Below are 14,011 nucleotides of genomic sequence, written 5' to 3'. Positions count from 1 at the left end.
AGGCTAGTCGACCTTGGGGTTCAAAGTCAAGTCATTTGTCATAAAATTACCTTCCAAAACCCATGGTTTCTCCTCCTCTTTTCACCCTTTTCCCCTTTACTCACAATAGCTAAAGGGATAATCAATACTTCTCCAAATTCCTTGGAAATATTTCTGAACTCCACACGATTATTCCCATTCACGCCAACCTTTAATAAGCGGGAGATAAATTCCTAATTTAATTGGTCGCGAATCAATTTGCCGCATCATTTTTGCATAACAATTCAACTGCTCCCGATAACGAACCTCTTCACAATTTAGAAAATTTTGAATATCTGTACCTTCATGACTACTTATTTTGTAATCAATTATCCACCCAATTCCCTTAGAATCATTGAACGTTCTGTCAATCACGCAACTCATGAGCTTATTATCAACAATTCCGGCAATCTTCAATTCATTTTTTGCATGCTGCCGACCCCTCAGAATCCACCGTCCTCGCTCATCACTGATTGCATTGACCAATGCTAAAATCACGCGATCAATCGCGCTTTCCACTTCCTTATCGTCTCCGCTCATACCATCAGCAAGCAAATTCTGTTTTAGCAAACCGCGCATCATTTGTATACGAACAGTATCCCAGCCACGCAGCTCATCTTCAGCAATTTTTCTTAACCAGCAATGCACTACATTACCCACGTGACGAGCCATCTCTCCCGCCCATGAAAATTCAATCTCTTCCAAAATTTTTTTAGTTTCGTATACTTCCTTCCAAGCTATCGATTTTGGAGCATCTGGTAATGCCCATCCTTCCTTCAGTCTATATATACCTTGATTGTTTATATCACCGACAATCACTTCACAATCTTTGTTTTCTAGTTTAGAGTTCTCATTTATCGTATTTTTTTCAGCTGCTTCATAGTAAATCAATTGCACAACAGGCCATAGCTTATTTAGCAATGAACTCGCCGCTGGCTTTTTAGGTATATATTTTCTTTCATCATCCTCGATCAGGCTCACATCACCCAACAAATGCAAAAACTTCCTGGCACGTGTCGCAGCCACATATAGCAAACGATCCGCTTCATGCTGCTCTTTATCACACTCAATTTTCTCCATCCACCTATAAATCGGATCAGAATTCAGTCCTGTTTCCTGGATGGGAGCAAGTAATAACTCTGGATTAACTGACTTGTGTCCGACTCCAATCCAATCAAGCGGTTGCTCCATCCATCTCAACAATTGCTTATCGCTTCTGCGCTGTTCTCGACCAAGCCCAGGTATAATGACTGTATCAAATTCAAGTCCTTTAGCTTTATGAATCGTCATAACCTGCAAAGAATCATCTATAATCAAATCCGGTGATGCATAGAGCGTATTCAATCCTTTCTCAAAACTTGCCAAATCCCGAGTCGCACCGGCTTCTTCCTGTTTCTCCAGATAATTCAGAAAGATCATGGCATCGTCCCAGATTGTTGCAATCTCACTCTTATTTTTTCCAACGGGATTAATACACCCTGGTCCGCCCAAAACTTGCCAGACTGCTTCGACCGTCATACGTAGCGACTGGCGTTGCCGATGAAATATGCAAGGTATTAGAGTTTCGCGTAGTCTCTCTAATCGTGCCTTTGCATCGGCTGAAATGTACCGCCAATAATTATTATCATAAATTAATTTCCATATGACTGTTTCTTTGATAGTTGTATCGCAATTTTTTCCTTTCTGTTCATTGCCGGCTTTAAATAAAGCATCAATGTCTTTAAGCAAAAGTCCGCACCATGGCGCACGTAATAATGCAGACCAAGCTATCTGATCCGCCAAATTTATCAAGGCACGGGTAAGTATAAGCAAATCTTGAACTACTGGCTTGTAATGCAGCAACTCAATATCAATGGCACAGAACCGCAGGTCAGATTCTTTTAACTTCGGAACAATCGCTTGTAGATGGCTGCGGTTACGCACCAAAATTGCGATGGTACCTGCCGGATAATCACGGCGAGTTTGCTTGATAATTTCTACAATCTGTCTGGCCTCAGCAACTTGATTTCTATCAAACAAAGGGTATACCCGCACTGCAACCTCAGTAAGCTTAGGGTGTACCGCAGCTGAAGGTGTATAAACCACTGCGCCGGATTGAATTTCTTCACAATCAGGCATAATTTGTGTAAAGGTTTCATTAACCCAATCAATAATGCCTTGCTGTGAACGGAAATTAGCACTGAGCGTGATCGGTTGCAAAATTAGTTGACCAATCCCAGAATTTCTAGCTTGTAAAAAAAGCCCTACTTCCGCTTCCCGAAAACGATAGATGGATTGCATCGGATCTCCCACAACGAATAGGCTACGTCCATCTCCTACTTCCCAGCCGCCAATAAGTTTTTCAATTAACTTAAACTGACTGATCGAAGTATCCTGGAACTCATCGATTAGCAAATGTTGAATACGATAATCCAATGCCAACGCCAGGTCTGTAGGGAATTCGGAATCCCCCAATGCAAGCAATGCCCGCTGCGTAACTTCCGAGAAATCCACAAAACCACTGGCTTGAAAAATAATCTTAAGTTGTGCGACGGCATACGGCAATAATCTTGTTATTGCACCAAGAATGCTCCATTGTTGATCCGTATAATATACTGGTGGTAGTAGGCGTATATCATGCAGCGCTTGTCGGAAAATTTCCTCTGAGCCAAGCATAGCGATCAAAGCACGCCATCGGCTTTTCCACATTCTTGCTACATTTTTCTCAATCTTGCTATCGCCAGACGGAAAACCTTCGTTAATAGAGATTTTTTTTCTCCAAAAACCCTCTCGAGTAAGTAGCAATTCTGCAATTCCATGCCAATATTCAATATCAATTGGAGTCAGGCTATCCATTTGATTAAAAAATATTATGGGTGATTCTCTGTCATCAGCAATCAGATTTGCAGCAGCATAATGCAACAAATCTAGTAGCTCATTCTCTAATAAATTGGGAAATTGCAGCGAAACATTTTGCAATGCACGATAGCGCAAATTTTGTAAAGATTTTTCTAGCTCTTGCCGGGTTCTACCATGTATATGGCGTAGCCAGTGATCACGACGTGCCAGCATCTCGGCAAGTAAAGATTCGAGACGCCCCATGTCGTTATCCAAATGCTCAAGCAGCTGCTCCACATCATCAGCAATTGCATGGTCTTGCTGCATCGATTCTAGCGTAGCTCGTACCGCTTCCAAGTAAAAATTGGTAGCGTCCTCAATCGTCTCAGGCTGCGCTCCGAATTTTGACAGCAAAGGCATCTGTCGTGTCAAGGAAGCGCACAATGAATCAATCGTCTGTATCCGCAGTCGCTCGGGGTGCTCGACAAGATGCCAACCAGCTTGCTGATCACGCAATAAAACAGCCGCTGCCAACTCCTGATTCAGTTTCTCATAAGCAGTTCGAACCTCTTTAGTAGGATTGCATGCAACTTCAATCTCGGCAAGAACCCGAGTACGCATTTCTGCTGCAGCTTTGCGCGTAAAGGTAATGGCCACAACCTCTTCAGGCGTATCGACACAAGCAAGTAATTTGAGATAGCGCTGGATAAGTAGCGCCGTTTTGCCCGACCCAGCCGGTGCCTGGACGATGAATGATTGAGCTGGATCAAGTGCTTGATAGCGTTGATCTGCATCAGGAATCGACTTAGAATCAGTCACTTCCCTTGCTCGACCCAGTCATACCATCATCAATCCGCTCATGAATCCGACAAAATAACTGCATGTCACAATACTTACACGTAACAGGAAAATTTTTGGGATTTACTTTGGCATCACCATTGCAAAAACCTGTTGCAAGATTTGTCAAATGTTGCCGCCAGGCCTCAATCAAATCCTCCCACGTGTCAAACCGCGTAAATTTATCTAATTGCGAAAAAGCTTTTATACCTGGCAATAGATCCGACTCCCGCAATATTGCCGCAAACCCCATTTCACCTCGCTTTATAACAGCAAATGCGGCACCTTCAGCTTGTTGTCCGATTTCAGTCATTACCAGATATAAAGGTAGTTGCGGCTCATCTAGACGCTCTCCTATCATCGATTGAATGGATTTTTTACTTGTTTTGTAATCGATAACAATACGTTGCCCGCCCTCCAATTCATCGACTCGATCTAAGCGAGCGTTTAGGATCAAGTCACCTATTTGGATGGTTCGATTTTGTTCTACAGCAATTACCTTAAAATAACTACGCTTCTTCTCTTCCGCCAGCCATCCAAGTGCCAAGCGAAACAAACGTCGTTGTTCAATTTGTGCAAAACGCCCCGAAAGTACTGTAGATCCATATTGCTGCATTTCTGAAATGGCGCTGTTTATAATATCCTTTAACATACGGTCAAGATTGTGATCACTGATGCCATCAAGCGCCTCTTTAGTTCTCAATTGTTGCCATAGCTGGGCTAATACCTGATGCACCAACGAGCCTCTTTCTACTGCATTTAGGCCTGTATGCGGTACGTCCAAACTGGTGATAGACAATCGATGCTTAGCCCAAGCACGGAATGGGCATGCAGCATAATCCTTGATTACCGATGTGCCCCCCTTTATACCTTGCTTGATGATTTCTTTATCCAGTGGTGGCGATTCGCAATCTGCTATGTATTCCATTTTGCACGATCGAATAATCCGGTCATGATGCTGTTCCATATCAGGAAATATCGGCCTACTAAGTGGTATCGATTGAATCAATGGGCTAGGCTTTAATTCATGCCCATCACGATCATCACTATACTGGGGATGACTTAAAACAATATCTCTGGAGCTAGAAAACCACTTCTGCGTCAGTCGTTGGCAGTAGGCAGATGACTCCAGTGCTGACCCCAAGGGTAATTTTGCTTTGCGTTGCAGCTCTAATGGCAAAAAAGGATTCGGATGGGATCGCAAAGGCCACTGTTCATCAGATAACCCCATGATCCACAAATGATCAAATTCCATTCCGATCGCTTCCAATACACCGATAATTTGCACAGGCACATTAGGTGTTTCAGGCTGAAACAACGTATTGTCCGCCATTTGTCTCAGTCGGCTGATAGCTTCATAGTAGGTGGTTTTTGCATTGACTTGATCGAACGCTGCAAAATTTGCGACAAGTGTCTGCCACTTTTTAAGTGTCTGATACTCATTCGAATCCAAGCTACGCTCCCCAGGGAAACCCAAAATTTGCAATGCCTCGGACATAATTCTGGCGAATACAGTATGACTGGCCGATTCCGGAAGCTTAGTTCGACGAAATATCCTTAACACTGACAAACACTGCAGCAAAATTGGGCATTTTTTTTGGCCATCTGCTTGCAATACGAGTACGAGTAATCGCTCCAAAGAGATCTCAGGTTCAGTATAACGGCGCATTTGTGCATCTAGCAGCGCGCGTTGACCCATTTCAGTTTCACTTCCTGCAAGAAATGGCGAACACAACCAATGACTAATACGATTAAATTCTATTTTTTGATCCAATAATGCCAAGCTTACAAAAGCTGCATCAATCAATGGGTAAGTTGTTAGTGCCAAACCCAACGAAACATTAAACGGGGCAATACTATGTTTTGCTCCCGGTAGCGCAAATCGGATATCTGGATCCATTACCTCATTAAAAACACGAATCAGCTTATTGCGATAGTTGGGCAGCGCCGGCACCACGATACCCACACGCACACCATAACTTGCTGTTTCAATTCTGGACCGCGCCCATATTGCCGCTTGATGAATTTCCTCTTGACTATTCGCATATTCAAACCGCTGAATGTTCGCCAGCGATTGCTGGTATTGTGTAGCTGGATTATTAGCTATCACCACCTCACAACCGCAATCGCTCATTTTCTTTAGGAAGGTGATTTGCTGTGGTGTAATAACATCGAAGCCGTAACAAACCATTAAAGATGGTTTATCAATACCAAGAAATTCATATTGTTCTGTAATCAGATCACAAATACGCGCTTGATCTGTTTGTCGGTTAAATGCCGTTATATCTTGATATGTTTTTGCCCAACCTAGAAACACTTTAACATCTTCGTTTGATGCAAAATTACCTAAACGATGGATCAATCGCCAAGCGTGTGCGAGATGCCACGCCTCACTGACCGAGCGCGCCGTTTGTGAAATTCTCAATAATACCTTTCCATCTTTTGAAGATAGAATAATTGATTCCCAAAGCATTTGCTCCTGATGCACAGACAATAACGAAGGCAATATAGATGCTGCTTTAGCATACAATGATTCGAGGTGAATTCGCTCAATTAGCGATGAGAATGGCAGGATATCTGCCGAATACCACGCAGTTTTTTGCTGGTTGATTTGCTCTTGATTAAATTTTTCATTAAGCGCTAATGCAAGCCTCCGGTTAGGTGTAACCACCAAGCTGCCAGCATTTATGCGCTTAGAAATTTCATCAAAGGGAATCTGTGGGAATTGTGAGAAATCAAACATGCGGTATCTAAATTACCGCCATTTTTACTTAGCGTTGCAGTTGATCCAACTTGCCTTTAACACTAGCCCAGTCATCTGCATCAGGCAATGCATCTTTTTTCTCAATAATCGGGCGCCATGTTTTAGATAATTCGGCATTTAGCGGAATAAAGTGCACCTGTTCATCGGGCACATCATCCTCAGCGTAAATAGCCTCCACCGGACATTCTGCAACACATAATGTACAATCAATACATTCATCCGGATCTATCACTAAAAAATTTGGACCCTCACGGAAACAATCTACCGGACACACATCCACGCAGTCCGTATACTTACATTTAATACAATTTTCAGTTACAACATAAGTCATGACAACTTCCTTGCTTAACACTTTTATAGAATGGTATATTTTAGCAGAATTCCAATCAGTAACGCCATCACCAAAGCTACTAGAAACGCATATTTTAGTGACGATCGCGGATAATCCTTTTACTTAATAGATTAAGAAACTGTCAAGCCACCCGGCGCTCATCTTAATTATCTATTGGCTATCGCTTGCGCATTCAAATCCACGTATCAATATGCATTATCTTTACGCAAAACAATTAAGACAGTCTTAAGAATGATCCAAAGGTCGAGCCAGATGGACCAGTGTTTAAGGTAATATAAATCGTGTTCAATGCGTGCTTGCATTTTTTCCAGCACTTCAGTCTCACCGCGCCAACCATTAACTTGAGCCCATCCGGTAATGCCGGGCTTGGCTTTATGCCGTAGCATATAACCTTTGATCAATTTGCGATAGAGTTCGTTATGCGCAACTGCATGAGGTCGCGGACCTACGATACTCATACGTCCCTGCAGCACATTGAAAAACTGCGGCAACTCATCCAATGATGTGCGACGCAGAAACCCACCAATTTTTGTGAACCGTTGATCGTTTTCCTGTGCCTGTTGAATATTAACACCATCTTCAATAACCGTCATTGAACGAAACTTATAAACAGTGATTTCTTCACCGTTAAGACCGTAACGTCGCTGTTTAAAAATAATTGGACCCGGTGAGGTAAATTTAACTGCTAATGCTATACATGCCATCAAAGGAGACAGCAAAATAAGGATGAGTAACGCAAGCACAAAATCGCTGATAGATTTAACTACACCATCGATACCGGTAAAAGGTGATTCATTCATGGCGACTACGGGAATATCACCAATATATTCAAACCGCGCCTGCATCAAATCAAAGATATAAATATCCGGAAGAAAATATATAGAAGTTGTTGTATCCGGTAATTCATCCATTAATTTCTGAATTCGTGGCTGTGATGACATTGGCAAGCTGATAAAAACCATATCAATGCTGTGCTTCTGAACATGAGGCACGACACCCTCCAGCCCCCCCAAACGTGAGCCAAAATTGACTGGTTGAACCGAATCCATTGCATGAGATTGAAATTTATCGGTGATTCGTGTGCTACCACGTTCATCGAAAAAACCTTGAAAATTGATTAGGAAAAAAGGATGCTCCGCAATATGTTTGATGAAGTGTAAACTGTTCTCGTTGATACCAATAACTATCGCCGAACGCAACTTACCTTTGTGATACAGATTGGCGACAATGCTATGCACTGTAAAATGACTTGCTATCAACATCAAAGGCGTGACAATAAACCAAGTCAGCAAAACTTCTCCAGAAAATTGGTTATGAAATTTGGTGGCATAGCCCAGAAATATCAGGATAGTAACAATAATTAGCCAACCCATCACGGTATCGCGCATATAAGCAAGCAAGCGGCCCTTGCGCCAGTTGCGGTAAACGAGGATACGCTCAAAAATGTAAGAAGAAATAAAAAAAGTAATAATAACTAGTATTAAATAGTAACTGGTGAAGTCTTCTTGATAGAACCATGTTGTCAGTATCAGCATGCTCCATATAATAAATGGGTCAAGCAGATGCTTGAAAAAGGCCACTATGGGCAAATCATTAACTGTCATCGTTGTCCGTAAGTATATTGTAGATTGACATTAACACCATTGGCGTTAAAACCACCAAATAAAGAGTCTGATTTCAAATCGGCATGATAAGCTGAGGCACTGAGTTCAAGGCCAAGATAAGGGTTATATACGAACCTGACAGTCGCATTGCGGATTTTATTGTGTACACCTAAAAAATTGGATAAATCTGGGTCAGTAAGGTTTGGATTTATGCGGTTACCAAAATTGCGTGTTTCATACGATAAATCTCCTTCCATACGTACTTTCTCTGTGATAAGCCAAAAGGGTATTAAGCTTACGCCAGTATTTAGACTGAAGCTTGCGGTCAGATTTTGCCTAGCCGCGGTTTCGCGCCATCCACTAACAGTCAATCCCGTTTTGTCTGTGGGGCGCCATTGAAAGGTACCACGCGCATTGAATCCGCTAAAGTCGCGCTGTGCATTGCTGGCATTCAGACGTTCTACCCACCCTCCACGCGCTTGGAAGCTGGTTTTACTGGTGACATCCCAGTTAATTCTAGCCATAACCTCTTTTTGATTGTAATCATTATTGACCAATGCTGGTGAAGGCTCAAAAGGAAAATTACCATCTATGTAGCGAAAAAGCACCCCAATCGTATTTCTACCAACTGTTCCGCGCGAAGAAACATAGTCAACCCCTCCTTCAAACTGATTTTCAGTGCGCTCAAGGAATCTTAAGCGTGGAACATCAGGAGGAGCTTTGATACTAAGATCATAGTGTGTAAATTCACCATTCAATCTCCATTTGGGATGAAACCGCCAGGCTGCGTTAACGTATTCTGTCAGTTCAGTACGGATAGATTTAATACCTGGCTGAAACAGGAAAGGCGCCAATGATTGTGTATAACTGGCCCCCATATTACCTTCTAGCTGATTGCCTATCAACCAGTTCCAGTTGCCGCTAAAATTTTTCAGATTGTTGTCCATATCGCTAAATCTATCAAACTGAACGCGACTATAGTTAAAGTTAGCACTTAAGCGCTGCCGGCTGATTTCCTTCTGAAAAATAACACCGCCGGTAAATCGATGCGACATATCAAAAAAATCTTTTTGAAGAATTGCCCTACGAATAGTTCCATCAGGAAGGTTGTCGACCCTCTGGTTATCCCTGAAGCGCAATATATTGTCATCAGCGGTATAAGAATAGCTTCCAAAAGGCTGTATCACTTTGCCAAAGGTCTGTTGCGCATGAGTGGGTGAGTTAAAAAAAACCAACATCATGCATCCTGAAACAAAAGACCCGAGCCGAATGGATCGTAACAAGCTAATCACGCTGGACATAAGACACTGACGGATGTACGTAACCGTACTTTCACTAAACAGATATTTCATCAACTTCAAATTCTCAGAGTTCGCATTATCATTACCTGAATATCGCAGATATTTGACAGAATCGCCTTTTCTTTCCCCTAGCATGTTCTCATAAAATTATTTTTAACAACAATTTTTCTATAAGAAAAACCGCCTTTTTGATCCATTCCTACCTAAGTGTCGCTATTTTTAACAATTAGATATAAATAATGATACAAAATGCCCTGTATGTGTTACAAAAGTTTAAAGCAATAGAATTACGGCACAATCTTCAATAACATTAGAACAGAATGAATAAATGTCAATCACAACATGAGAGGAGCGAAAGATATAGTGATGATGTCGAGGAAGATGAAAGCTTAATCTGAGCCTTGCAGACTTATTTATTGAGTCGACTTCTTTGCTTATTTGATTGGAAAATTAGTTACGTAACTCGACCGGCAATGATCCATAGGAGAAACTGATGAAATTCACATCACTTACACAGCGTTTTGCTGTCTGGTTTACATTGGTTTCTTTATTGCCAATATTGTTCATTGGCAACAGCTTACTGCATACATTTGAAGCCGAGATAAAAAAATCAGCTATTCAGAATGTCTCTGCTATCGCTGACAAAAAAGCCGAGCAAATTGACTATTACCTTCAAGAACGTTTGCTTGATGCTTATTTGGCAAGTGGCACAAGCACAACCCATGAAGCAATTGTTAAATTCTCCGCAATCTTTGGACAAAATGGGGCCGACTCTGACGAATATCACCAGCTGGACAAGACATATCGTGAAAGCTACAAACGCTTTTTGGACAATGCCAAGTATTACGATCTGTTTTTAATTTCAACTCAAGGAACAATCGTTTATTCTCAGGCACATGAATCTGACTTTGCAACTAATCTGCGGACTGGCCCCTACCGTGACACCGGTTTAGGTAAAGTCACCCGCCATGCGCTGGATAATTTAGAAAGTAGTATTTCAGACTTTGAATATTACGAACCATCCAAAGGTGCTATAGCCGCGTTCGTTGCGACCCCTATTATTATTGAGGGTGAAATTAAAGGAGTACTGGCGCTACAAATCTACAGTCAACTTGTGTTTTCAGTAATTTCAAATAACGTGGGCCTTAGAAATAGCGGAGAAACAGTCGTTGCACGACTTGAAAATGATCAAACTGCTTTGGTAATGGCCCCAATGAAATATGATCCTGATGCTGCATTAAAACGAAAAATACCTCTTGATAATCCACCGTTGTCCACAGCAATCCAATATGCTCTAGATGGCGATTCTGGTGGTGCATTAACTGTTAATTATCGTGGCAAGGAAGTTGTGGCGGCATGGCGTTATTTGCCACGCTTGAAGTGGGGTATGGTGGTAAATATTGATGCCGATGAGGCATTCGCTTCTGTTTATTATGTACATTTTGTTGGTGTAGTGATTGTTATTCTAACCTTTTTCGCCGCTTTATTCGGGGCTTTTTTATTTAATCGCCGTGTTGTCGACCCTTTGAAGCACTTGAACCAAAGTGCTCTGGAAATCTCGACGGGTAATTTACATCAGCGTGCCGCGATTGAAGGTTGGGACGAAATGAGGCAACTTGCGCAAACATTTAATCTTATGGTGGAGCGGCTAAACGCCAGTAACTTAGAGCTTGAAAATAGAGTTGCCGCACGCACGGACGATTTGCAACGGGCAAATTCAGCTTTAGCGATTAAAGAAGAAGAAATGCGTTCTATTGTTGAACACATGGTTGATTGCGTGATAACCACCAATGAAATAGGCATAATTCTTTCCGTCAATCCAGTAATGGAAAAGCTGTTCGGCTATAGTCATGATGAAATGATTGGACAAAATGTGTCGATCATCGTACCAGAACCGGATCGTAGCAAACATATTAGTTATATGGAAAATTACTGCCGCACTGGGCATGGCCAAGAATATGTCGGTCGCCCTTATTTGTCTGGATCGCATGGCATCGGGCGTGGACGTGAAGTAGAGGGCATTCGAAAGAATGGCGAGCGAATTGAATTATATTTGGCGGTCAGTGAGTATTTTGTGGGTGAAGAGCGACACTTTACCGGCGTACTACGGGATATCCGTGAGCATGTACGCATTATGAACGACTTACGGCAAGCACGGACTGAGGCAGAACAAGCTAATAAAGCTAAATCGGCTTTCTTAGCCGCAATGAGCCATGAAATCCGCACACCGATGAATGGTGTAATTGGTATGATTGACGTACTTAGGCAAACCAGTTTGACTGGTTACCAAATGGAAATGGCAAACTTGATACGCGATTCCGCTTATTCGCTACTTTCCATCATTGAAGATATTCTTGATTTTTCGAAAATTGAGGCCGGTAAGCTGGAAATAGAAAAGATCCCAATGTCATTAGCAAGTATTGTAGAAAACGCTTGCGGTATGTTGGCACACGTCGCTCTCAGCAAGAAAGTAGAACTAACCTTGTTTATTGATCCGAAAATTCCAGAAAATATGCTAGGTGATCCCTTGCGACTCCGCCAAGTATTGGTAAATATTATCAATAACGCAATTAAATTTTCCAGTAAGCAGGAAAAGCAAGGCAAAGTATCGGTGCGAGTATTATTGACTGAATCCAATCCCGATCAAGTGGTGGTAACTTTTCAGATTACCGATAATGGTATCGGTATGAATAAAGAGACTCAAGAGAAATTGTTTAGATCTTTTTCTCAAGGTGATCCTTCTACCACACGGCGATTTGGTGGAACCGGGCTTGGTTTGGCAATATCGCATCATCTGGCAGAATTGATGGATGCAGAAATCACGGTGCAAAGTGAACCTCAGCATGGCTCCACTTTTATTATACAAATGCCTTTTAAGCCTTTAACCAAGACCTCCTATGCTGACCACAAGATCGATGATCTCGAAGGCATGAATTGCTTGATATTAGGTGAAAATGATGGATTAAGTAGTGATTTGGCTGTTTATTTAAAAAGTGCAGGCGCCATAGTCGAGCAAGTATCCAATCTCACAAACGTTGATCAAGTTATTAAAAAACTTGCACCTGGTTTATGGCTTGTTGTTATCGATGCCGGAGAGGAAATGCCTTCCATTGAAACATTACGCGCTGCGTTTAACGCCCGCTCTGAAGCTATAAAGAAAGACGCTGATACAGGCTTGTACCAACCGCATCCGTATATAGAGCCTCGATTTGTGGTGATTAAGCGAGGTCGCCGGCGGCAAGCGCGTATCGAAGATATCGACATTATTACGTTGGATGGCGATGTCATGTACCGTCAATCGTTATTTCGCGCGATGGAGATCGCTGCCGGAAGAATAGAAGCGGAAACAGATGAAGCTCCTCCTCTGAACATCATCACATCAGCGCCTAAGCCCATTTCACGTGAAGAAGCCTTAAAGCAGCGCATGCTGATTCTGGTAGCAGAAGATAACGATATTAATCAGAAAGTAATTCGCCAGCAACTCAATCTGCTGGGATATGCGGCAGACATTGCCAGCGATGGTAGAGAAGCATTGAAACGTTGGGAAAGTGGTGATTATGATTTGTTATTGACTGATTTACATATGCCTGAAATGGATGGATTCGAGTTAACAAAAGATATTCGAGCAGCAGAGACCGATCAGAAACATATTCCGATTGTTGCCTTGACAGCGAATGCACTAAAAGGTGAAAAGGAACGTTGCCTGCAAGCCGGAATGGACGATTATCTGAGCAAACCGGTTCAGCTTGACGATCTGCGTTCGATACTTGAAAAATATCTACCCAATCAGCAATCAATTAAGGCTATCAAATCTGCTTCTCAACCTGATTTATCCAACAGCAAAGCCAAATCCGAGTTAGCCGAAACACCGCTCAACATCCATGTTCTCGAAGAACTAGTTGGAGATGATCCAGTAATGATTAAGGAAATGCTGCTGGATTTTCGCGTCAGCGCGGAAAAAATTGCATCGGAGCTCCACGCCGCTTATCAAGCTGGTCAATTAGCAACAGTCGGTTCATTGGCGCACAAACTCAAATCGTCGGCACGTTCTGTTGGTGCACTTGCATTAGGTGAATTATGTGCGCATATGGAGCAAGCAGGCAAAAACAACGATGCAGAAACACTAGCTGTATTCTTTACAGCATTTGATGCGCAGTTGATAAGTATCAAAACTTATCTAAGTGCTTTATATGCGAAAGATGAATGACGCCAGGCAAGACGATTAACAGGATTCTGTATCTGCATATATCATGTTGCGAATCTGTGTTTGGAATATAGAAGCAAGCAATGAGATATAGCGGAAATAATTAAACACCAT

At 42.2% G+C, this 14,011-nt stretch carries 6 protein-coding genes; 1 reads left to right on the top strand and 5 read right to left on the bottom strand.

Going from position 1 to position 14,011, the window contains the following annotated elements; all coding sequences use genetic code 11:
• Window positions 1-168: 168 nt before the first annotated feature.
• From QZV86_RS07515 to epsL, 5 genes are all read right to left on the bottom strand, one after another.
• A complete protein-coding gene (locus tag QZV86_RS07515; protein WP_295625682.1) occupies window positions 169-3,654 on the bottom strand; it encodes a UvrD-helicase domain-containing protein in 3,486 nt (1,161 codons plus the stop codon).
• Entirely contained in the window at window positions 3,647-6,415 is a 2,769-nt protein-coding gene (locus QZV86_RS07510; protein WP_295625679.1) for a PD-(D/E)XK nuclease family protein, read from the bottom strand. The genes QZV86_RS07515 and QZV86_RS07510 overlap by 8 nt, the downstream gene beginning before the upstream one ends.
• Before the next feature lie 28 nt (window positions 6,416-6,443).
• Window positions 6,444-6,767, bottom strand: coding sequence for a ferredoxin FdxA (fdxA, locus tag QZV86_RS07505; protein ID WP_292920850.1), 324 nt, complete (start codon window positions 6,765-6,767; stop codon window positions 6,444-6,446).
• 206 nt (window positions 6,768-6,973) lie between these two features.
• A complete protein-coding gene (locus QZV86_RS07500) occupies window positions 6,974-8,392 on the bottom strand; it encodes an undecaprenyl-phosphate glucose phosphotransferase (RefSeq protein ID WP_295625676.1) in 1,419 nt (472 codons plus the stop codon).
• Window positions 8,389-9,633 carry an XrtB/PEP-CTERM-associated polysaccharide biosynthesis outer membrane protein EpsL gene (epsL, locus tag QZV86_RS07495; RefSeq protein ID WP_295625673.1) on the bottom strand — a complete coding sequence of 415 codons (1,245 nt, stop codon included), beginning with the start codon at window positions 9,631-9,633 and terminating at the stop codon, window positions 8,389-8,391. Before epsL ends, QZV86_RS07500 begins: the two co-directional genes overlap by 4 nt.
• A gap of 553 nt (window positions 9,634-10,186) precedes the next feature.
• On the opposite strand from epsL, the gene QZV86_RS07490 reads away from it, so the two are divergent.
• Window positions 10,187-13,900 (top strand): response regulator, encoded by a 3,714-nt coding sequence (locus QZV86_RS07490; RefSeq protein ID WP_295625669.1) that lies wholly within the window; start codon window positions 10,187-10,189, stop codon window positions 13,898-13,900.
• Window positions 13,901-14,011 lie beyond the last annotated feature (111 nt).

Origin of the sequence: uncultured Nitrosomonas sp., assembly GCF_902826915.1 — a bacterium.
In the GTDB taxonomy this organism is placed as follows: Bacteria; Pseudomonadota; Gammaproteobacteria; order Burkholderiales; family Nitrosomonadaceae; genus Nitrosomonas.
Note: the sequence above shows the minus strand (reverse complement) of the source record. Positions and strands in the feature narration are given on the sequence as shown.

Coding starts and splice junctions, on each gene's coding strand:
- QZV86_RS07490 (WP_295625669.1), top strand. CDS start 10,187: ATGAAATTCACATCACTTACACAGCGTTTTGCTGTCTGGTTTACATTG.
- epsL (WP_295625673.1), bottom strand. CDS start 9,633: ATGATGTTGGTTTTTTTTAACTCACCCACTCATGCGCAACAGACCTTT.
- QZV86_RS07510 (WP_295625679.1), bottom strand. CDS start 6,415: ATGTTTGATTTCTCACAATTCCCACAGATTCCCTTTGATGAAATTTCT.
- QZV86_RS07500 (WP_295625676.1), bottom strand. CDS start 8,392: ATGACAGTTAATGATTTGCCCATAGTGGCCTTTTTCAAGCATCTGCTT.
- fdxA (WP_292920850.1), bottom strand. CDS start 6,767: ATGACTTATGTTGTAACTGAAAATTGTATTAAATGTAAGTATACGGAC.